Genomic DNA, 21,721 nt, shown 5'->3' with positions numbered 1-21,721 from the left:
TGTATTACTCATTATTAGTGCATCATATTCGCATTGAGGTTATACATAACCCACAACGAGCCAACAATCACGATGGCAACGATGACAAGTGTGAATCCCAATGAAAAGGCATTCCAACGCTGTTTTTGGCTAGTGTCAATATGTAAGAAATAATACACTTGCACAATAACTTGCAATACAGCCATACCTGCAATGAGCATTAAGGCACTTTCTTGTGCGAGTGTTCCGCCCATAACAGCTGCAAAAGGAACTACTGTTAAAAAGACAGAGATAATAAAGCCGATGATGTATTGCTTCCGAGCAGCACAGGCATTAAATGGCTGAGAATGATCATGATTACTCATCAAATTACCCCCGCAAGATAAACCAAAGAGAACACGCAAATCCAGATAATATCGAGGAAGTGCCAAAATAGGCTTAAGCATTTTAAGCGCATAATATTTTGACCACTTAAGCCGTCACGACGGAGTAAAAAAAGCATACTCACTAACCAAATCACCCCGAAGGTCACATGCAAACCGTGCGTTCCAACTAGGGTGAAGAACGATGATAAGAATGCACTCACAGTTGGGTCAATGCCTTGAGCAATAAGATGATGGAACTCATAAAGCTCCATTGCTAAAAAGCCCAGACCAAAAAGTGCGGTTACAACCAGCCATTGATACACGCGCTTGAGATCCTGACTAAATGCAGCAATCATCGCAAAACCAAATGTAATACTACTAATTAATAACAAAAATGTTTCGACCAACACAAATGGCAATTCAAAGATCTCTTTTGGTGTTGGGCCTTCTGCAACCCCTACCTGCAAAATGGCATAGGTTGCAAATAATGACGCAAACAAAATACAGTCAGTCATTAAATAGAGCCAGAAACCGAACACTTTTGTTTCATTCATATCATGATGCTCAGCGTGTGTTTTATCACCGAGTTGATGCAAGCCACCTTCTATCGGTGGCAATTGAACATGTGCCATTATTTCACTCCTGCAATTCGATCATAATGTGCTTCTTCAATGCGTTCGACCTCTTCCACTGGAATAATATGATCATTATCACGCCAGAACGCATAACCAATGGTAAGGGCAAACATAGCAATCGTTGTTGCAATTACCATCCACCAAATATGCCATACAAAACCAAAACCAAATCCGAGACTTAACAGTGCCAGCAAGACACCTACGGAGGTGTTATTTGGCATATGAATTGGGCTGTAATGAGCAGGTTTAGTGCTTGGTGTCCAACCATTATCTTTCAAGTCCGCCAACGCATCCACATCACGAATCACTGGAATCTGTGCAAAGTTATAACTTGGCGGTGGAGACGCAGTTGCCCATTCTAAAGTGCGACCATCCCATGGGTCACCTGTTACGTCAGCCAATTGTTTACGGTTTTTGAAGCTCACATAGAACATCATAAACTGGCAAGCAATACCGATTAGGATCAAGAATGCACCGATCGCGGCAACAATCAACCACATTTGCCAAATTGGATTATCGTAGTGGTTAGTTCGACGTGTCATGCCTAGGAAACCAAGCACATAAAGCGGCATAAACGCCACATAGAAACCTGTAATCCAGAACCAAAACGCACGTTTACCCCAAGTTTCATCAAGCTTGAAGCCAAACATTTTCGGCCACCAGAAACTCATACCTGCAAAATAACCGAATACGGCACCACCGATAATCGTATTGTGGAAGTGTGCAATTAAGAACAAGCTATTGTGTAGCACAAAGTTCGCACCAGGTACAGATAACATAACGCCTGTCATCCCACCGATTGCAAAGGTTACCAAAAAGCCAAGTGTCCAAAGTACAGGTACGGTGAACCGCACTTTACCTTTATACATAGTAAAGAGCCAGTTAAATACTTTCACACCTGTTGGGATAGAGATGATCATGGTGGTAATACCAAAGAACGCATTGACGTTGGCCCCCGATCCCATCGTGAAAAAGTGGTGTAGCCATACGATAAAGCTCAAAATCGCAATGACCATCGTGGCATAAACCATACTGGAATAACCAAACAGACGCTTTTTCGCAAAAGTTGAAATCACTTCAGAGAAAATACCAAATGCTGGCAAAACAAGGATGTACACTTCTGGATGTCCCCACATCCAGATCAAGTTGATATACATCATCATATTGCCGCCCGCATCGTTAGTGAAGAAGTGCATATCAAGATAGCGATCCAGCGACAACATAAATAGTGTGCCTGTTAGAATAGGGAACGATGCAACAATCAATAAACTTGCACACAGCGATGTCCAAGTGAAAATCGGCATGCGCATATAGGTCATACCCGGTGCACGCATTTTAATGATGGTCACAATAAAGTTTACACCACTAAGTAATGTTCCAAGCCCCGAGATCTGTAATGCCCAAATATAGTAATCCATTCCCACTGTTGGGCTATATTCTAGCCCTGAGAGCGGTGGATACGCCAACCACCCAGTGGCTGCAAAATCCCCAATGATGAGTGACAAGTTGACCAATACCACACCAACAACATAAAGCCAAAAGCTCAATGAGTTCAAGAATGGAAAGGCCACATCGCGCGCACCAATTTGGAGTGGTAATACAACATTCATCAATCCCACTACCAACGGCATCGCCACAAAGAAGATCATAATCACACCATGTGCGGTGAACACTTGATCATAATGGTGTGGTGGTAAATACCCCATATCAGGCGCATTAGCTAACATTTGGTGAGTACGCATCATAATAGCATCGGCAAAGCCACGAACCAGCATTACGATAGATACAACAATGTACATAATCCCAATTTTTTTATGGTCAACACTGGTCAACCAATCACGCCACAAAGGCCCCCAAGCTCTAAAATAGGTAATCCCGCCAAGAACCGCTATGCCGCCTAAAATCATAAAGATAAATGCGCCTAAAATAATCGGATCGTGTAAAAAGGCTAGGGAATCCAAAGAAAGTTTACCTAATAACATTTCCATCTCAAATTCCTTTACTGTTGTGTCGCTGAATGCGAATGTTCAGCCCCATGTGAATGTTCTTGGTGATCATCATGGTTATGATGGTGCCGCTCACCACTCGCTTCTACGGCATGTCCGCCATGGCTAAAATGCCCACCAAATTCATTGAGAATATAGCTAAACAAGCCATTTTCAACGCTTGAGTAATACGTTACTGGATTTTTCTTACTCGGTTTTGACAATGCTTTATACTCAGCCAACGTCAGTGAAGTATTACTTGACCGCACTTTTTCTACCCACGCATCAAATGTTGCTTGGTCATCGGCATGAACTTTAAAAGTCATATCAGAGAAACCAGAGCCACTATAATTTGCTGACAAACCTTGATAAACACCAGGATGATCTGCAATCAAATGCAGCTGTGTTTGCATTGCCGCCATGGTATAAATTTGACTCCCTAATTGTGGAATAAAGAAGGAATTCATTACCGAATTAGACGTAATTTTGAATTTAACAGCTTTCCCCACAGGCAATGCCATTTCATTCACCACCGCAATATTCTGCTCAGGATAAATAAATAGCCATTTCCAATCCATTGACACCACTTCAATGGTCATCGTATCTTCCTCTGGTGCTAACGGACGATAAGGATCGAGTTCATGGGTTGTTTTCCATGTAATTGTAGCAAGAATAGCGATGATGATGATTGGAATAGTCCACATCACGAATTCAATTTTGTTACTGTGCGCCCAATTTGGTTCATAATCTTTATCAGCATCAGGGCGATTATGACGATATTTCCAAGCGAAATAGAACGTCATAAAAATAACAGGAATAACCACAATTAGCATCAAGCCAGTTGCTGTTAAAATGAGATTCCGCTCTGCCATACCCACTTGTCCTTTCGGGTCTAAAATCCCACCTGAACAACCTGCGAGTAATAGCAACAAGAAAGAACCCAATATCCAAGCGACGGATTTTGATTTTCTCATCACATTTAACCTCTGTGAATTTAACATTTGTGCTGCAAAATAGTGTTTAGAAGGAGTAAATCGTTAAGTGCAGACTCAAGTTCAATAAGCCTTGCACATAAAAAGTGCGGTTTTAACCCGCAGGCAACGCTTATTTCATCGCCTATTATAAGGTTTGTTAATACTTACTTGCAAGAAATTAACATTTTTAACACAATATTTTCTAATTTATTTTAATATGATCACAAAAAACCGCACGATAAATCACTGCGTGCGGTCTGAGTTAAAAGGCTATGCTCGGCTAAGATAATCGCCAACGCAGACCCATTTATACGTTGTGAGAGCCTCCAGCCCCATCGGTCCGCGAGCATGCAATTTTTGTGTACTCACAGCAACCTCAGCACCTAGACCAAACTGACCGCCGTCAGTAAAACGGGTGCTGGCATTCACATACACGGTGGCGGAATCCACTTGATTGATAAATTGCTGTGCCAGCTGTGGCGACTGGGTTAAAATCGCATCTGAATGTGCACTACCATATTCACGAATATGAGCAATGGCTTGCACAATGTCATCTACTAGCACCACATTCATATCATTACATAATGCCTCGCGTCGCAACTGCTCATCACTGACAGGACTAACATCAGCACCGCACTTTTGTAAAATCGGGAAAGCCGTGCTATCCGCGTAAAAATGAACACCTTTACCCGCCAGCTCAACCACCACCTGCGGAAGAAATTCGTCGGCAATGCTGCGTTGTACTAATAGTGTTTCTAACGCATTACACGCACTAGGTCGCTGCGTTTTCGCATTATTGATCAACGCCAGTGCACGTGCTTGATCCGCACTTTGCTCGACAAACGTATGACAAATACCGATGCCGCCCACAATCACGGGGATCGTGCCTTGCTCTTTGCAAAGTTGATGCAAACCTGCACCACCTCGTGGAATAATCATGTCTACATAGCGGTCAAGTTTTAGCAATTCCAACACCAAAGTGCGGTCAGGATCTAAAATAGCCTGTACAGCATCTTGCGGTAAACCCGCTTGCGAAAGTGCGGTTTGCACCACTTGCAACAAGACCGCATTTGTGTGGCGTGTTTCTTTGCCGCCACGCAAAATCACCGCATTGCCTGTTTTAAGACAAAGCGATGCAACATCAATAGTGACATTTGGACGTGCTTCATAAATTGTTGCAACAACGCCTAAAGGCACTCGTACTCGAGAAAGGGATAATCCACTGTCTAATCGTCCACCATCAATCACTTTCCCAACAGGATCGGCAAGGGTGATCACATGGCGAACATCATGAGCGATGCCACTTAGACGTTCAGACGTGAGTAACAGCCGATCGACAATAGCGTCACTTAAACCCTGCTCGCGTGCATTTGCAATATCTTGCGCATTTGCTGCCAAAATCGCATCACTATTCGCTTCCAATTCACTTGCTATAACCGCTAATGCGTGATTTTTTGCCTGTGTGCTCAATTGTGCCAATTCAAATGCTGCAGCTTTGGCGCGTTTTCCCATTTCTTCTAGTTGCATAGCCTCTTCCTTAATCTAAAACTACCATATCATCACGATGAATCGCCACATGTCCATATTCATAACCTAAAAGTGCGGTTATTTCATTAGACTTATGCCCTTTGATGATCGCCAACGCATCACTGTTATAACACGCCATACCAAGCGCAATATGCTTACCTTCTTGGTTACAAATGATCACCGCCTCGCCCCGTGAAAAACGCCCTTTCACCTGCACAATGCCGGCAGGAAGCAGCGAGCTATGATCATGCAAAATTGCCTGTGCTGCCCCCGCATCCACCATAACTTGCCCGACTTTGGGCGCAGCAAAAAGCCATTGTTTTCGCCGTTGCAACGTATGGCTTGCAATAAATTTAGTGCCAATCGCCTGCCCTTGGGCTAAGGCAACAATCACCCCATCTTGCCCACCAGGCGCGATAATAGTTTCGATACCAAAACGGGTCGCTATATCTGCTGCGGTAATTTTGGTACTCATTCCACCAGTACCCAGCCCCGATACACTCCCCCCCGCAATTGCGCGGATCTCATCTGTAATTTTTTCCACCACGGGAATTAAGCACGCATTTGGGTTGCTACGAGGATCGCTGTCGAATAATCCCTGTTGATCAGTGAGTAAATAAAGCTGGTCAGCATTTGCCAAAATCGCTACCAATGCCGATAAATTATCATTATCACCCACCTTAATTTCTGCCGTTGCTACCGCATCATTTTCATTAATGATTGGAATAATGTCGTTATCAAGCAACGCATTGAGTGTGTCACGAGCATTTAAAAAACGTTCACGATCGTCCAAATCAGCACGTGTTAGCAACATTTGCCCGATAAAAATATCATAAATATCAAATAATTGCTCCCAGGTCTGAATCAATTGACTCTGCCCAACCGCCGCAAGCATTTGTTTTGATGCAATAGTCGGTGGTAATTGTGGTTGACGCAAATAATCGCGCCCAGCCGCAACCGCCCCCGAAGTGACAATCACGACCCGCAAGCCCATTTGCTTCAGGGTGGCACACTGGCGCACGATATTAAGCATATGTGGACGGTTAAGTTTTGGCGATCCCTGTGTCAGCACACTTGTACCAAATTTCAGCACCACCGTTTTGACTTGATGTTGTTCAGGCGTGAGCATTTTTTGCATAATTTTTAATCTTATATAATGAAAAAATTTTTTTGTTACGTTACCATTATTCCCAGCAAAAATCATTCATAAATTAGTGGCTAGGACGTTTATCCATGCAGCTTAAAAAAATCTCACATCATGAGCAGCAGGAAATTACACGCTTATGTGTGCATACCGCACTTTTACTTTTGCAACACGGTGCAGAAAGCACGCTGGTAAGCCAAGTGGCCGAGCGATTAGGCAAAGCACTTGGGGTGGAAAGTGTTGAAATTGCACTTACCGCAAATGCGGTCGTATTAACTACACGCCATGAAGGTAACTGCATCACAACCACCCGACGCAACCAAGACCGTGGCATTAATATGCACGTGGTAACCGATGTGCAGCACATTGTCATTGCCGCAGAACATCACATTTACGACACTGACACCGTGCATAAAAAACTCTATGCTATTCGCCCGTATAAATACAATCGTTATTTAGTCGTATTATTGGTTGGCTTATCCTGCGCCAGTTTTGCACGGTTATCAGGTGGCGATGCGACCATTTGCGCCATCACGTTTTTTGCCGCCAGCGTTGCGATGTTTGTGCGCCAACTATTGGCAATGCAACACTATAATCCCACCATCGTATTTGCTACAACCGCTTTCGTTGCCACCTGTATTTCAAGCCTATCATTACGCTTTGGTCTTGGAAATGATCCACAAATCGCCATCGCTTCTAGCGTATTGCTGCTCGTGCCTGGCTTTCCTTACATTAATGCATTGTCTGATATTTTAAAAGGCTTTACGAATATGGGCATCGGGCGCTGGGCATTTGCCACCGTGCTTACGTTCGGGGCCTGTATGGGCATTGTGTTTGCATTAAGTTTACTCAATATTCATCAGTGGGGTGGCTAATGACATTACTACTAACCTTGCTCGATGATATGTTTTTTGCTGCCATTCCTGCGGTAGGCTTTGCCTTATTATTTAACGTTCCACCCAATGTGTTAAAATATTGTGCCATGCTCGGAGCGTTAGGGCATGCGTTTCGTAAGCTCTTACTGCTTACTCTTGATATGCCAATGGTGTTTGCCACCTTTTTTGCTGCAAGTCTCATTGGCTTTATTGGCGTTTATCTCTCCCAACGTTTTCTCGCACATCCGAAAGTTTTTACCGTTGCTGCCATCATTCCCATGATCCCTGGCGTTTATGCCTATAAAGCAATGATTGCAGTTGTGCAGATTCATCATTTCGGCTATGCTGACACCCTTTTCCAACAAGCGGTGGATAACTTCGTGAAATCAGGTTTTATTCTTGGCGCATTAGCATTTGGTCTGGCACTGCCGGGGCTATTGTTTTTCCGCCAACGCCCTGTGGTGTAAGGAGAGCACATGCAAATTAGTTTAATCGTTGCCATGACGCAAAACCGTGTTATCGGTAAAAACAATACCATGCCATGGCATTTGCCACGCGATTTAGCGTGGTTTAAACAAAATACACTCAATAAACCGGTCATTATGGGGAGAAAAACCTTTGAATCCATTGGTAAAGCCCTGCCAAATCGCCATAATATTGTCCTCTCTCGCACCCCATTTGAGGCAGATAACATCACATGGGCGGACAATTTAGATACGGCACTTGCACTTTGTACTCAAGCTCCCGAAGTGATGATTATTGGCGGCGGGCAGCTTTTCAGTCAAGCCTTGCCCCTGGCAACCACACTGTATCTTACCGAAATTCAAACCGCACTTGATGGTGACACTTTTTTCCCAGACATAACACTTTCACACTGGCAATGCGTGTTTGAGAAAATGGAGCCAGCCGATGATAAAAATGCCTATGCCTGTCGCTTTAGCATTTATCAACGCATTCCCGATACGCATAATTAATACTAACCGCCCTTTGGTCAATTTGCGATAGATCAAGATTGTTGCAACTATTTTTTTATAAAGTTTTCTTTATAATTCAATTAATTAAGTGTTAAAAATGTAAAATACGAGACAAAACATGCATTTTTCTACATCTTAAGTGGTAATGCAATACAGGTGTGAGATTAGCACTGCATGAAAAGGCTATGCTAAAATCCTCACTCACGACAATAAAAGGTTGCCTATGTTTACCCAACACCAACTTGAACTTTGCCAACTAGCCTGTCAGCGTGGTGACAACACACTGTTCGCTGCACTTTCGTGCACCATGAAATCTGGCGAAATGTGGCAACTCGTTGGGCACAATGGTATTGGCAAAACAAGCCTACTGCGTATCATTGCAGGGCTGTCAACACCACTACACGGTGAAGTGCGGTTAGACGGTAAACCTCTCGCACGCCAACGTGAGGCCTATCTCGCTAAGCTGCTTTATCTTGGGCACCAAAGCGGGATGAAACCACAACTCAGCCCATTGGATAATCTGCTTTTTTATCAACGTGTTACCCCAAGCCTGCAAAGTGAAAGTGCGGTTGTGGAGGCACTTTATCGCGTAGGTTTAGCGGGCTTAGAAGACACCGCACTTTTTCAACTCTCAGCAGGGCAGCAAAGACGTGTGGCACTGGCGCGGCTTTACCTCAGCCTTGCCCCCATTTGGCTCCTAGATGAACCGTTTACCGCAATTGATACACAAGGGCAGCATGCACTGACCGCACTTTTTGAGCAACACTGCCATAAAGGGGGAATCGTGATTTTAACCAGCCACCAGACTGTCGCCAGCAGTATGCTGCAACGCCTTGATCTCAGCACATTTAAATGTCAGGAGAACACATGATGTTTACTGCCATTTTACTACGTGAATTACACCTCGCTTGGCTCAATAAATCAGCGTTGCTCAATCCATTATGGTTTTTTTTAATGGTCATCAGTTTATTTCCGTTGGTGATCGGGCCTGAACCTGCATTACTTGCTCGCATTGCACCAGGTGTGGTGTGGGTGGCAACACTCTTTTCTGCACTATTAGCATTTGAACGCCTTTTTGCTGATGATTTTCGCGACGGGGCATTGGAACAATTAACCCTGCTTTGTGCGCCATTATCAGTCATTATGTTGGCGAAAATACTCGCACACTGGTTAATCACCGCACTGCCACTGATTTTGCTCTCACCAATTGCAGCCCTATTCCTAAACCTTGATAGTCAAGTCTGGTGGGCGTTAGTATTAACCTTACTTTTAGGCACACCAACCCTAAGTGCCATTGGTGCTATTGGTGTGGCATTAACCGTAGGCTTGCGTCGTGGTGGGGTCTTATTAAGTTTACTGGTGATCCCCTTAATTATCCCAGTACTGATTTTTTCTGCCGCCGCCTTGGATGCGGCACAGCTTCAATTAAACTATACTGCACAACTGGCAATTTTAGGGGCAATTATGATGCTGACAATAACGCTTGCGCCATTCGCCATAGCGGGTGCAATCAAAATTAATTTAGATTAAGGACAATACGATGTGGAAATGGCTTCACCCTTATGCAAAACCTGAAACACAATATGTATTGTGTGGCAAATTTATTCCATTTTTTGGGCTGACCGCACTTTTTACACTCACCATCGCACTTGTCTGGGGGCTGGCATTTGCACCTGCGGATTATCAGCAAGGCAATGGCTTTCGTATGATTTACGTCCACGTGCCAAGTGCGATTTGGTCAATGGGCATTTATGCCAGCATGGCTGTCGCTGCTGCAGTGGGATTAATTTGGCAAATTCGCCAAGCCTATTTAGCAATGATTGCTATCGCACCTATTGGGGCAACGATTACCTTTCTTGCCCTTCTCACAGGGGCAATTTGGGGCAAGCCCATGTGGGGAACATGGTGGGTATGGGATGCACGCCTAACGTCTGAGTTAATTCTCTTTTTCTTATATCTTGGAATTATCGCCCTTTACAATGCCTTTGATGATTCACGCCAAGGGGCAAAAGTCGCTGGAGTGCTCGCATTAGTCGGCGTTGTCAATTTACCGATTATTCATTTTTCTGTACAGTGGTGGAACACCCTGCACCAAGGGGCAACCATCACCAAATTTGCCAAGCCCTCGATGGCTGTTGAGATGCTCTATCCATTGCTTCTCGCTATTGTGGGCTTTTTATTTTTAACCGTGTGGCTAAGTTTAATCCGCTATCGCAATGCGTTAATCAAGGAAGATTATAAACGCCCATGGGTGAAAGCATTACTGGGAGTGACAACATGACACCATTTTTTACGACGTTTGCTGATTTTATTCATATGGGAGGCTATGGCTTTTATGTTTGGCTCTGTTATGGGTTAACCGCACTTTGCCTTGCTATTTTAATTATTGCCAGCGTAAGCGAACACAAACGACTTTTGCGCCACATTGCCAAATATCATCAACGCCAAGCACAATTAGAAAAGGAGCGCGTATGAATCCAAGACGAAAATCTCGCCTAAAAGTGGTGATATTCGTGCTGATTGGCTTAAGCATTGCCGTCGGCTTAATGCTGTTCGCCCTGCGGCAAAATATTGATTTATTCTACACCCCTTCCGAAGTAATTTATGGCAAGGATAATCACGCCAATAGCAAGCCACATATTGGACAACGTTTGCGTGTGGGGGGTATGGTGGTAGAAGGATCAGTTAAACGTGATCCCAACAGCCTAAAAGTGCGGTTTGATCTCAATGATATTGGCCCTGCTATCACCGTTGAATACGACGGAATCTTGCCCGATTTATTCCGTGAAGGGCAAGGCATCGTGGCACAAGGCGTTTTGCTTGATGAAAAAACCCTGAAAGCCACTGAAGTGCTTGCTAAACACGATGAAAACTATGTGCCACCTGAATTGGAAAGCCAAATGCAAAAAGTGCATCAGCCAATGGGGGTAAGCGAACACGACTTAAAAGGGCAATCAGAGCGTGATACGCATGCCATCGAAAAATTCAATCAACACTTAAAACAAACGATTGATGCCAATGGAGCGGATAAATGATCGCAGAATTTGGAAATTACGCTCTTGCCCTTTCGCTTGCGCTTGCCATCCTACAAGCCGCTTTGCCAAGCCTTGGCAGTATACAGCACAACCGCACTTTAATGTTGCTCGCCCGTCCGTTAAGTGTGAGTTTATTTATCAGCTTAACGGTCGCATTTATTAGCTTGAGTTATCTTTTTGCCGTCAACGATTTCAGCGTGCAATATGTTGTCAATAATTCGAATACCCAATTACCCCTCTACTATCGCCTATCTGCGGTGTGGGGCTCGCACGAAGGATCATTATTACTCTGGATTTGGTTGCTCTCCCTATGGGGGGCAGCTGTTGCTTTGCTCAGCAAAAGCCTACCACTGGAAGCCATTTCGCGCGTTATTGCCGTGCTGGGGCTCATTAGCATCGGCTTTTTGATTTTTATTCTTTTTACCTCAAACCCATTTGACCGCACTTTTCCCGATTTCCCAGTGGACGGGCGCGAGCTCAATCCGTTATTACAAGACATCGGGCTCATTTTCCATCCACCGCTACTGTATATGGGCTATGTCGGTTTTTCCATCGCGTTTGCATTTGCGATTGCCGCCCTTATCGGTGGGCAACTTGACACAGCGTGGGCCCGCTGGTCTCGCCCTTGGACGCTGGCAGCCTGGGTATTTTTAACACTTGGTATTGTGCTCGGATCATGGTGGGCATATTATGAACTCGGTTGGGGTGGATGGTGGTTTTGGGATCCCGTGGAAAACGCCTCCTTAATGCCATGGCTAGCTGGCACTGCACTCATCCATTCACTGTCAGTCACTGAAAAACGAGGCAGTTTCAAAGCGTGGACGGTGCTCCTTGCCATTCTTGCGTTTTCACTCTGTCTACTTGGCACGTTTTTAGTACGCTCAGGCATTTTGGTTTCGGTACACGCGTTCGCCTCTGACCCAACACGCGGCATGTTTATTTTAGCCTATCTCGTGCTTGTGATTGGCGGATCGCTGACCCTTTATGCGTTTAAAGGCAGCCAAATTCGTTCCATTAACCATTATGAACGCTACTCACGCGAAAATCTGCTCCTACTCAATAATGTGATTTTGATGACCGCACTTTCGGTGGTCTTGATCGGCACGCTACTACCGCTCTTACATAAACAACTCGGACTAGGCTCGATTTCCGTGGGTGCGCCTTTTTTTAATCAAATGTTTATCATCTTGATGGTGCCATTCTCGTTTATTCTCGGCATTGGTCCATTAGTCAAATGGCGACGTGATCACATCAGTGCTATTCGCAAGCCTGTGATCATCAGCATAATCATGATGCTTTTATTGGGCATTATTTTGCCATACACACTTTTTGACCGCCTCACAACCACTGTCGTATTAGGTACGATGATGGCGGTCATTATTGTATTACTCAGTCTATATGAACTACATCAGCGTGCCACACACCGCTACTCATTTTGGGTCGGCATTCGCAAACTCTCACGCTCGCATTTTGGCATGGTTAGTGCCCACTTAGGTGTGGCAATGACGGTCTTTGGCATTGCCTTTAGCCAAAATTTTAGCATTGAGCGAGATGTGCGGATACAAGCTGGCGATAGCGTTGACATCGCAGGTTACCAATTCACCTTTCAAGGTGTAAAGCCACAAGATGGCGCAAACTATCAAGGCGCAAGTGCCCAAATTGAGGTGCACAAAAACGGTCATCCTCAAGCAACGCTACACGCAGAAAAACGCTTTTATACCGTCAGTCGCATGAGCATGACCGAAGCAGCGATTGATTGGGGATTTAGCCGCGATCTCTATGTAGCTTTAGGAGAGCGATTAGATAATAATGCGTGGGCATTACGGCTCTATTTTAAACCTTTCGTACGCTGGATTTGGCTTGGCGGATTATTTATGGCACTCGGTGGACTCTTATGTATCAGCGACCGACGCTATCGCCTTGCGCGTGTGGTCAAACAAGGTAAAAAAGAGGTTCTATGAAAAAAACATTATTTTTACCCTTAATTGCATTTGTTATTTTGGTCGCTCTCTTTGGCTGGCAACTGCTACGCAATGCCCATGGAGATGATCCTAAAGCATTGGAATCTGCTTTGGTTGGTAAACCTTTACCGCACTTTGATCTTCCTGCGCTTGATCAACGCCAAGGGCGTATAAGTGAGCAACGCATTATCACAACCCGTCCCATTTTACTGAATGTGTGGGCAACATGGTGTCCGACTTGCTATGCAGAACACAGTTACCTAAATACGTTGAAAAGTGCGGTTCAAATCGTCGGTGCGAATTATAAAGACCAACGTTCTGCTGCACTGGCATGGCTGGAACAATTGGGTAATCCGTATCAACACGTTATTTTCGATGAAAAAGGGGCGCTAGGCTTTGACTTAGGTGTTTATGGCGCACCAGAAACCTTTGTCATTGACTGCCAAGGCATCATTCGTTATCGCTTTGCAGGGGCAGTGGACGCCACAGTATGGGAAAATACGCTCAAGCCAATTTATACCCGATACGCGCAGGAGGCACAATGCAAAAAATAATCCTCTGCATAATGATGTGCTTTGCGATTCACGCAAATGCTGCCATTGAGGTCTTGCAGTTTCAGTCGCGCGAGCAAGAAAAGACATATCATCAATTAATCGAACAGTTGCGTTGCCCGCAGTGCCAAAATAATAACATCGCAGATTCCAACGCCACTATTGCCACCGATATGCGGGCAAAAGTCTTTGAATTGTTGCAACAAGGCAAAAGCAAACAAGACATCATTGATTATATGGTATTACGCTACGGCAATTTCGTCACCTACGATCCGCCGCTTACGCCATCTACTGTCATTTTATGGCTATTACCGATTATACTCTTGCTGATCGGTCTTGGGCTCTTTTTTAAACGCACGCCGCCAAAACGGCGGACCGAACCGCTTGACCATTCACGCCTAGCGCAAGTCTTACATTCAGATAAGGAGCAGAAATAATGGCATTGTGGTTATCTATTTTAGGCTTCACACTCATTATCGCGTTGCTTGCGTTTTACCCGCTATTGCGTCGCCAAGACAACCGCACTTATATACGCCAACAAGAACTCAATCGTGCATTTTATTATCACAGTTTGCACGAAACACAACGCCAGCAAGCCGAAGGGGTACTAGACGATAGCGCACAAACGCAGCAAGAGCTACAACAACGCCTGCTGACAGATATTCCAGCAACACAAAGTGCGGTTACAACAACACGCATTGAACGTGGCGGCATTTGGTTTATCTCTGCCACGCTAAGCGTAACGATCATCGCACTTGCCACCTATTTTAGCGTTGGTGCTTGGCATGCCCAACAACAGCTTGAACATGCTCAAACGCAGCTACCCGCACTTTATCAACGGCTAAATGAAGAACAAACTAAACCCTTAACGCAAGATGAATTACAACACTTCACCATTGCGCTACGCACCCATTTACAACAAGATCCCAATGATGCCCAAAGTTGGTGGCTTTTAGGGCAAATCGGTATGAATACGAACAATGCACAACTCACATTGGACAGTTATAAACGGGCTTTTACGTTGCAACCCAACGAGATGAATTATAAAGTCAGCTACGCACGCATCTTGTTATTTTCTCAAGATGAGCGTGATCAGGTGCAAGGCGAAATGCTACTACGTCAAGTGATTAAGCAAGACCACACCAATACGCAAGCATTAAGTTTGCTGGCGTTTAATGCCTACGAAAAAGAAAATTACACCATGGCATTAACCGCATGGAAAATGATGTTAAAATTACTGCCAGCCGATGATCCGCGCATTCCCCTCATTGAGCGAAGTATTGAGCAAGCACAACGTGCACTGGCGCAACAAAATAACCAATCACAGGAGAAAACACAATGAGCGAGCATCTCAAAATCGGACTTGTTTCAGTTTCCGATCGGGCAAGTCAAGGCGTTTATGCCGATCAAGGTTTGCCAGAACTCGAAAATTGGCTTAAACAAGCATTGGTCGGTGAATTTAGCCTTGAATGCCGTTTAATTCCCGATGAACAAGCCTTCATTGAGCAAACATTGATCGAGTTAGTCGATACTCACCACTGTGATTTAGTCTTAACAACAGGTGGAACAGGCCCTGCCCTGCGCGATGTTACGCCAGATGCTACGCTTGCAGTGGCTGATCGTGAAATGCCTGGTTTTGGAGAGCAGATGCGTCAAGTGAGCCTGCATTTTGTGCCGACCGCACTTTTATCACGCCAAGTTGGTGTCATTCGTAAGCAAAGCCTCATTTTAAATCTGCCAGGGCAACCCAAAGCGATTAAAGAAACCCTTGAGGGAGTAAAAAACGCTGATGGGCACACGATCGTACAAGGCATTTTCAGTGCGGTGCCCTATTGTCTGCAACTGCTTAGCGGGATTTATGTAGAAACAAATGAGGCGGTTGTTAGTGCCTTTCGCCCTAAATCTGCCCGTCGTAGCTAAGGAGAAATAATGAAAAAAATTGAAGCAATTATTAAACCCTTTAAACTTGATGATGTTCGTGAAGCATTATCTGATGTCGGCATCACTGGAATGACCGTTTCTGAAGTGAAAGGCTTTGGGCGACAAAAAGGGCACACAGAGATGTATCGTGGTGCAGAATACATGGTGGACTTTTTGCCGAAAGTGAAATTGGATATTGTCGTGCTAGACGAGGATGTTGACCGTGCGGTAGACGCCATTATCTCGACCGCACAAACAGGCAAAATCGGAGATGGCAAAATTTTCATTTACGATGTCGAGCGCGTGATTCGCATTCGAACTAGCGAAGAAAATGAAGAGGCACTTTAAGCTGACCGCACTTTAGGGTAATTTTTTGCCGCAATGTGGGCAATATCCTTTGGTTTCATGCTCGCTTTTCTGCAGCCGCTTTTCCGTGATAACCTGTTGTAAGATTTCATGCGCAATTTCATGGGAAAGCCCAAGAGTGCGTCGCAATCGCTTAATTTTTTGCTCATCAAGCACAAGGCTACTTTCATCCATTAATGACTGCCTAAATTTTTGTTCCATGCGCTGACGACGTTGATTTAATTCACTGGCAAAACCAGACGCCAAAATCCCCGCAGGCAATGCAGCAACGCCAATGCCAAGTATAGTAATCATCGCGCCCAAAAACTTGCCTAATGGCGTAATGGGCGTAACATCGCCATAACCTACTGTCGTCAATGTTACCACCGCCCACCACATGGATTTAGGAATAGAACCGAACGCCTGCGGTTGTACACTATGCTCAACCACATAAATCGCACTGGCAGAAATAACGATTAAAACCAGTAAGATCATGAGTACAGCTTGGAAAGAGCGTTTTTCACGCGCAATGACTTTCAACAATAGCTGCATCGCTGTGAAATAGCGAGATAATTTCAAAATTCGGACTAAACGGAAAATGCGTAATAACCGCAGATCAAATGGCAGAAAATGATAGAAGATTGACGGTAAAATGGCTAACAGATCAATGATGGCACTCGGTGAAATCAGCCATTTCAACCGCACTTTCCATGCTGGTAACGTTTTATATTTCTCTGGTATGACCCAAATACGGGCGAGATATTCCAATGAAAAAAGTGCAACAGAAATCACTTCAAATTGATAAAAAAACGAATAAAAACGCAGATAAATATCCCGATCTGATTCAAAAATAACCGCCAAGACATTTAATATTATCAACAAAACGATCAGAGAATTGATCAAATAGCGTAGAAATCCCCCCTTATGTGAACTTTCTAACACATAATATACGGTACGTCGAAATGAACTTAACATAGCTTGCCTCTGCCTATTTCCTTACATTATAAAAGAATGTGGTAAAAGCGCGAGCAAGGAAAAGAAAAAATGTGATAAGTTAACGTTTTTAGGTAAGAAAAACCCGCTCAAGGCGGGTCTTTTTAAATTTGATTATCAACCCATTCCGTATTTTTTTAATTTTTTACGCAATGTGCCACGGTTAATACCAAGCATGTTGGCAGCACGTGTTTGATTACCACGAGTATATTGCATAACCATATCTAACATTGGATGCTCAACTTCAGACAGCACCAATTCATAAAGATCATTCACGTCTTGACCATTTAACTGTGCTAAATAGTTTTTCAATGCTTGTTTAACAGAATCTCTTAGAGGTTTATTTGTAAGTTGAGATTGTGCATTTAACGTCGATACGGTCAATGCGTCTGAATTACTACGTTGTTCTAACATATTCAATTTATTCCATTTAACTAAAAAAACATCTCAATTCACCTGAATTGAGTCAAAAAACGCATTTAATGCAACTAACTGTTCATCAGGATCATTAATCGCATTAAACTTGCGCTTAAACGTTATGTCTGGCTTAATGTTATCCAAATACCAGCCTAAATGTTTACGTGCCACTCGAAAGCCTTTTTGCGCACCATAAAATTGATGCAATGCGCGAATATGCTCAAGAGCAATTTGACATTTTTCTGCTAGGCTTGGCGGAGCTACAGCTACGCCCGTTTGCAAAAAGCTATCAACTTGTTCAAACAACCATGGTTGCCCAAGTGCGGCTCGACCAATCATCACTGCATCTGCGCCAGTGTAATCCAACACAAATTTCGCCTTCTCAGGTGTGGTAATATCACCGTTTGCAATCACAGGAATACTGACCGCACTTTTCACTGCTCGAATATGCTCATATTCTGCCTCCCCTTCGTACATACAGCTGCGAGTACGCCCATGAACAGCCAACGCGCTTATGCCCGATTGTTCGGCAATATGTGCAATTTCTACACAGTTACGGTGTTGTTTATCCCAACCCGTCCGCATCTTTAAGGTGACAGGCACATCCACCGCACTTACCACGGCCTGCAAGATCGCCTCCACGAGTGCTGGGGATTGCATCAATGCCGATCCTGCTTGCTTACGGTTAACCTTTTTTGCAGGACATCCCATATTAATATCAATAATCTGAGCTCCCAGTTCGACATTCTCACGTGCTGCTTGTGCCATCTCAAGCGGATCACTGCCTGCAATTTGCACGGCATTAATGCCAATCTCTGGATGGTGTGCCACACGCAGACGTGATTTATCTGTATGCCAAACTTGTCGATTTGATGACATCATTTCAGAGTAGGTTAATGTTGCCCCAAAACGTGCACATAGCCGCCTGAAAGGAAGATCAGTGATCCCCGCCATTGGCGCAAGAAATACGCGATTTAGTAATTGAAATTTTCCAATGCGCATTTCGCCCCACTTAAACAACGCTCGTAGCGTGAAACCGAACAAGGGCGCTATGATACGCACTTTTTCCGCAATAGGGAAGCCTATTTTTTAAGCAAATGCTTTTTTTTTGATCCATGTCCAATTTTTGGCGTTTTTTTAATCATTTAATGCCAGAATATGACCTATTTTGAGGGTTATTTTCAGATTAATCGGTTCAGCTTAAGTTGTATTTGTCTAAAAAATCGGCATAGTTCTGTGTTCAAAACAGTCTTATACCGCAAAAGAAACCGCACTTTAGTTTATAAAATCAACAAAGTGCGGTTAAATTGCAAGCAATATCACCTATATGCGAGTGCCAACAATGCGACACCATTCGCTGCGTTCTTGAATGTGATCAATTCCCACATATTGACGATAAATCTGTGCGATTTCATCAGCTTGCGTATCTAAAATCCCCGAAAGGCAAACCTGCCCCTGCGGTTTTAGTAACGTTTGTGCAATTTGTGGGGCAAGCAGGCGTAAAGGTTCTGCCAAAATATTTGCAACCACGATATCCCCTTTCAGCGTTGTTGGCACATCGTTGGCATGGTACAGTGTAAGTTTTCCGCCCACACCGTTATTTTGTGCATTTTGTTCACTTGCTTGTAGGGCTTGTGGATCAATATCAATGCCAATTGCTGCTTTTGCTCCGAGTTTAAGTGCAGCAATTGCAAGAATGCCAGAGCCACAACCAAAATCAATCACCGTCTTTTCAGTCAGATCAAGACTATCTAGCCACTCAAGGCAAAGAGCGGTTGTTGGATGAGTCCCTGTTCCAAACGCAAGCCCTGGATCAAGCATCACATTGACCGCACTTTCATCGGGAATAGGTAACCACGTTGGGCAAATCCAAAGACGAGAGCCAAACTGGATAGGTTTAAAATCTTTCATCCATTCTCGCACCCAATCTTTATCTTCAATCTGCTCAATTTTATACTGAACGTTGGTGGCTAATACCCCATGTTCAGTGAGTGTTTGGACAATTGATTGCACATTGATTTGTGCATCAAAAAGCCCTATGACGACTGTATTCCCCCACAGTCGCGTCTCCCCTGGCAGCGGTTCAAAAATCGGACAGTCTTCACTGTCCATAAAGGTGACTGAAACAGCACCTTGTGCAAGTAGAGCCTCTTCGAGTTGTTCGGCTTCATTTTTCGTACTTTCAATACGAAGTTGTATCCAAGGCATCGTTACTCCGGTAGTTGGTGGGTTAATTTGCTTTCTCCCACTTTATTGGCAATCAAAAATGCAATCAATCCAAAAATAAGTGATGGCACAATCGCATGGAAATTAAATAACTTTATACCTGCTGCGGTCAGACCAATATACGATGTCATTCCCACCAACATAGAGGCAATTGCACCGTAAGCATTCGCTTTGTCCCAATAAAGTCCTAGCACTATGACCCATAAAAACGCAGCTTCTAAGCCACCAAAGGCAAAAATATTCAGCCAAATTAACATATCAGGCGGATTGAGAGCTGCAAAAATCAATAATACGCTGATGAGCAACGTAATAACGCTCGAAATGATGGATAATCGACGTTGATTATTCGCCGCTTCTGGTTTGAATGAAAGATAAATATCTTTCACAAATACCGATGACGATTGAATAAGCTGCGAATCAATCGTTGACATAATTGACGCCATTGGGGTTGCGATAAAAATACCAGCCACAATTGGCGGTAATACTTGTACCATTAACGTTGGAATGACTTGGTCGGGAATAGTTAAATCTGGGATTAACGCCCGCCCCAATGCGCCAGAAAGGTGCATACCCAGCATAATAATACCTAGCACAATTGTCCCAATCAGCATGCCACTATGTAGTGCTTTACTATCCTTATATGCCATTGTTCGAATCACTGTATGCGGTAAACCAACCACCCCAAAACAGACTAAAACCCAAAACGATGCCATAAACTCAAAACCTAACATACCATTTGGACCATAAGGCGTAACTAAGCTGGGATCGATGCTCTCCAATGTCGCCATAGCATTTTCAATTCCTCCCGTGGCATAAATCACACCTGAAAGCAAAATCAATGTCCCCAAAATCATAACCGCACCTTGTAGCGTATCCGTTAATACCACTGCACGGAATCCGCCAATAAACGTATAAAGTGCTACTGTTACGGCGAAAATCAGCAACGATAAGCGATAATTGATCCCAAGTGTGGTTTCTAACAAACGTGCACCGCCCACAAACTGTGCAATCATCGCGACAAAAAACGCCAACAACAATGCAACACATGAGATCCAAACTAAAGTGCGGTTTTTATAACGGTAAAATAACAAATCATTGATCGTTAACGCATCCACTTTACGCGACAAGATCGCCATTTTCTTACCCAACACCCCAAGGGCTAGCCATACGGCGGGTAACTGGATCATCGCAAGTAAAATCCAACCGAGTCCAAATTTGTACGCTGCGCCAGGCCCACCGACAAAGCTACTGGCACTCGCATAGGTTGCAGCCGTGGTCATCGCCAGAACAAACCCTGTCATCGAACGATTACCAACATAATATTCGGTAAGATAATCTCCACGGCTACGGCGAGTATAAGCATAGATTGCCGCACCAAATACAAATAATAGATAAATCACTAATGGGATAATCATACCTAAATTAGTCATCATGAACGTCCTTTTCCAGAGAAACATCTTGGTAAACAATTTTAATCAACCAATACGCCACAACAACAAAGACAATTGGCAGATACAAACAAGAGAGTTCAAACCATAGTGGAAAATTCAATGGTCCTTTGGTGTCTGGTGGCAAATAGGCGCAACATATCCACCCTATAAGGTACAGTATCGTCACGATCAACGCCCAACGCGCCTCCCGTGTTGCTTGACTTAATCTATGAGAAACAGGCATTTAATACTCCTTAATGATTACGGCAATCCCAAAAATCACATTGATTATACAGAAGTTTTTCAAGATCCAAAGTGTTAAGTGAATAATAAATCAACAAAAATAACTCCCCATAAAATCCCACATCAAAGTGCGGTCTAACCG

At 44.0% G+C, this 21,721-nt stretch carries 26 protein-coding genes; 14 read left to right on the top strand and 12 right to left on the bottom strand.

The window, feature by feature from the left end:
• Nucleotides 1-14: 14 nt before the first annotated feature.
• From cyoD to proB, 6 genes are all read right to left on the bottom strand, one after another.
• A complete protein-coding gene (cyoD, locus tag HPC40_RS02530; protein ID WP_208117916.1) occupies nt 15-344 on the bottom strand; it encodes a cytochrome o ubiquinol oxidase subunit IV in 330 nt (109 codons plus the stop codon).
• Nucleotides 344-976: a cytochrome o ubiquinol oxidase subunit III gene (cyoC, locus tag HPC40_RS02525; protein ID WP_208117915.1), complete on the bottom strand. Its 633-nt coding sequence runs from the start codon at nt 974-976 to the stop codon at nt 344-346. Before cyoC ends, cyoD begins: the two co-directional genes overlap by 1 nt.
• The gene (gene cyoB, locus HPC40_RS02520) at nt 976-2,967 is read right to left on the bottom strand and encodes a cytochrome o ubiquinol oxidase subunit I (protein ID WP_208117914.1); all 1,992 of its coding nucleotides are present in this window, start codon (nt 2,965-2,967) and stop codon (nt 976-978) included. The genes cyoC and cyoB overlap by 1 nt, the downstream gene beginning before the upstream one ends.
• An 11-nt stretch (nt 2,968-2,978) precedes the next feature.
• Nucleotides 2,979-3,938, bottom strand: coding sequence for a ubiquinol oxidase subunit II (gene cyoA / locus HPC40_RS02515; RefSeq protein ID WP_208117913.1), 960 nt, complete (start codon nt 3,936-3,938; stop codon nt 2,979-2,981).
• 270 nt (nt 3,939-4,208) lie between these two features.
• Complete coding sequence (proA, locus tag HPC40_RS02510; RefSeq protein WP_208117912.1) at nt 4,209-5,465, bottom strand: glutamate-5-semialdehyde dehydrogenase; 1,257 nt, start codon at nt 5,463-5,465, stop codon at nt 4,209-4,211.
• 10 nt (nt 5,466-5,475) lie between these two features.
• On the bottom strand, nt 5,476-6,603 hold the full coding sequence (proB, locus tag HPC40_RS02505; RefSeq protein WP_408021817.1) for a glutamate 5-kinase: 1,128 nt from the start codon (nt 6,601-6,603) through the stop codon (nt 5,476-5,478).
• A 95-nt stretch (nt 6,604-6,698) separates the two neighbouring features.
• Between proB and HPC40_RS02500 the strand changes: the two genes are divergently transcribed.
• From HPC40_RS02500 to glnB, 14 genes are all read left to right on the top strand, one after another.
• Nucleotides 6,699-7,484: a threonine/serine exporter family protein gene (locus HPC40_RS02500; RefSeq protein ID WP_208117911.1), complete on the top strand. Its 786-nt coding sequence runs from the start codon at nt 6,699-6,701 to the stop codon at nt 7,482-7,484.
• Entirely contained in the window at nt 7,484-7,951 is a 468-nt protein-coding gene (locus HPC40_RS02495) for a threonine/serine exporter family protein (protein WP_208117910.1), read from the top strand. Before HPC40_RS02500 ends, HPC40_RS02495 begins: the two co-directional genes overlap by 1 nt.
• Before the next feature lie 9 nt (nt 7,952-7,960).
• Nucleotides 7,961-8,458, top strand: coding sequence for a type 3 dihydrofolate reductase (gene folA, locus HPC40_RS02490; protein ID WP_208117909.1), 498 nt, complete (start codon nt 7,961-7,963; stop codon nt 8,456-8,458).
• Nucleotides 8,459-8,681: 223 nt separating this feature from the next.
• Nucleotides 8,682-9,329 (top strand): cytochrome c biogenesis heme-transporting ATPase CcmA, encoded by a 648-nt coding sequence (gene ccmA / locus HPC40_RS02485; RefSeq protein ID WP_208117908.1) that lies wholly within the window; start codon nt 8,682-8,684, stop codon nt 9,327-9,329.
• Nucleotides 9,326-9,988 carry a heme exporter protein CcmB gene (gene ccmB, locus HPC40_RS02480; protein ID WP_208117907.1) on the top strand — a complete coding sequence of 221 codons (663 nt, stop codon included), beginning with the start codon at nt 9,326-9,328 and terminating at the stop codon, nt 9,986-9,988. Before ccmA ends, ccmB begins: the two co-directional genes overlap by 4 nt.
• A 10-nt stretch (nt 9,989-9,998) precedes the next feature.
• A complete protein-coding gene (locus HPC40_RS02475; protein WP_208117906.1) occupies nt 9,999-10,739 on the top strand; it encodes a heme ABC transporter permease in 741 nt (246 codons plus the stop codon).
• Nucleotides 10,736-10,933: a heme exporter protein CcmD gene (gene ccmD, locus HPC40_RS02470; protein WP_235972286.1), complete on the top strand. Its 198-nt coding sequence runs from the start codon at nt 10,736-10,738 to the stop codon at nt 10,931-10,933. Before HPC40_RS02475 ends, ccmD begins: the two co-directional genes overlap by 4 nt.
• The gene (ccmE, locus tag HPC40_RS02465) at nt 10,930-11,493 is read left to right on the top strand and encodes a cytochrome c maturation protein CcmE (RefSeq protein ID WP_208117905.1); all 564 of its coding nucleotides are present in this window, start codon (nt 10,930-10,932) and stop codon (nt 11,491-11,493) included. Before ccmD ends, ccmE begins: the two co-directional genes overlap by 4 nt.
• The gene (locus HPC40_RS02460; RefSeq protein WP_208117904.1) at nt 11,490-13,454 is read left to right on the top strand and encodes a heme lyase CcmF/NrfE family subunit; all 1,965 of its coding nucleotides are present in this window, start codon (nt 11,490-11,492) and stop codon (nt 13,452-13,454) included. The genes ccmE and HPC40_RS02460 overlap by 4 nt, the downstream gene beginning before the upstream one ends.
• Nucleotides 13,451-14,008 carry a DsbE family thiol:disulfide interchange protein gene (locus HPC40_RS02455; RefSeq protein ID WP_208117903.1) on the top strand — a complete coding sequence of 186 codons (558 nt, stop codon included), beginning with the start codon at nt 13,451-13,453 and terminating at the stop codon, nt 14,006-14,008. Before HPC40_RS02460 ends, HPC40_RS02455 begins: the two co-directional genes overlap by 4 nt.
• Nucleotides 13,996-14,442 carry a cytochrome c-type biogenesis protein gene (locus tag HPC40_RS02450; protein ID WP_208117902.1) on the top strand — a complete coding sequence of 149 codons (447 nt, stop codon included), beginning with the start codon at nt 13,996-13,998 and terminating at the stop codon, nt 14,440-14,442. The genes HPC40_RS02455 and HPC40_RS02450 overlap by 13 nt, the downstream gene beginning before the upstream one ends.
• Nucleotides 14,442-15,347, top strand: a complete 906-nt coding sequence (gene ccmI / locus HPC40_RS02445; RefSeq protein WP_208117901.1) for a c-type cytochrome biogenesis protein CcmI — start codon at nt 14,442-14,444, stop codon at nt 15,345-15,347. Before HPC40_RS02450 ends, ccmI begins: the two co-directional genes overlap by 1 nt.
• The gene (gene mog / locus HPC40_RS02440; RefSeq protein ID WP_208117900.1) at nt 15,344-15,925 is read left to right on the top strand and encodes a molybdopterin adenylyltransferase; all 582 of its coding nucleotides are present in this window, start codon (nt 15,344-15,346) and stop codon (nt 15,923-15,925) included. Before ccmI ends, mog begins: the two co-directional genes overlap by 4 nt.
• A gap of 9 nt (nt 15,926-15,934) precedes the next feature.
• Nucleotides 15,935-16,273 carry a nitrogen regulatory protein P-II gene (gene glnB / locus HPC40_RS02435; RefSeq protein WP_208117899.1) on the top strand — a complete coding sequence of 113 codons (339 nt, stop codon included), beginning with the start codon at nt 15,935-15,937 and terminating at the stop codon, nt 16,271-16,273.
• 12 nt (nt 16,274-16,285) lie between these two features.
• Here glnB and HPC40_RS02430 read toward each other — a convergent pair whose 3' ends face one another.
• The 6 genes from HPC40_RS02430 to HPC40_RS02405 form a co-directional block, all read right to left on the bottom strand.
• Nucleotides 16,286-17,245, bottom strand: a complete 960-nt coding sequence (locus tag HPC40_RS02430; RefSeq protein ID WP_208117898.1) for an ion transporter — start codon at nt 17,243-17,245, stop codon at nt 16,286-16,288.
• A gap of 135 nt (nt 17,246-17,380) precedes the next feature.
• Nucleotides 17,381-17,677, bottom strand: coding sequence for a DNA-binding transcriptional regulator Fis (gene fis, locus HPC40_RS02425; RefSeq protein WP_208117897.1), 297 nt, complete (start codon nt 17,675-17,677; stop codon nt 17,381-17,383).
• Nucleotides 17,678-17,710: 33 nt separating this feature from the next.
• A complete protein-coding gene (gene dusB, locus HPC40_RS02420; RefSeq protein WP_208117942.1) occupies nt 17,711-18,682 on the bottom strand; it encodes a tRNA dihydrouridine synthase DusB in 972 nt (323 codons plus the stop codon).
• A gap of 321 nt (nt 18,683-19,003) precedes the next feature.
• The gene (gene prmA / locus HPC40_RS02415; RefSeq protein WP_208117896.1) at nt 19,004-19,888 is read right to left on the bottom strand and encodes a 50S ribosomal protein L11 methyltransferase; all 885 of its coding nucleotides are present in this window, start codon (nt 19,886-19,888) and stop codon (nt 19,004-19,006) included.
• 2 nt (nt 19,889-19,890) lie between these two features.
• A complete protein-coding gene (gene panF / locus HPC40_RS02410) occupies nt 19,891-21,336 on the bottom strand; it encodes a sodium/pantothenate symporter (RefSeq protein ID WP_208117941.1) in 1,446 nt (481 codons plus the stop codon).
• Entirely contained in the window at nt 21,329-21,580 is a 252-nt protein-coding gene (locus tag HPC40_RS02405) for a YhdT family protein (protein WP_208117895.1), read from the bottom strand. Before HPC40_RS02405 ends, panF begins: the two co-directional genes overlap by 8 nt.
• Nucleotides 21,581-21,721: the final 141 nt, after the last annotated feature.

The organism is Spirabiliibacterium falconis (assembly GCF_014885015.1).
GTDB classification, from domain to species: Bacteria; Pseudomonadota; Gammaproteobacteria; order Enterobacterales; family Pasteurellaceae; genus Spirabiliibacterium; species Spirabiliibacterium falconis.
Note: the sequence above shows the minus strand (reverse complement) of the source record. Positions and strands in the feature narration are given on the sequence as shown.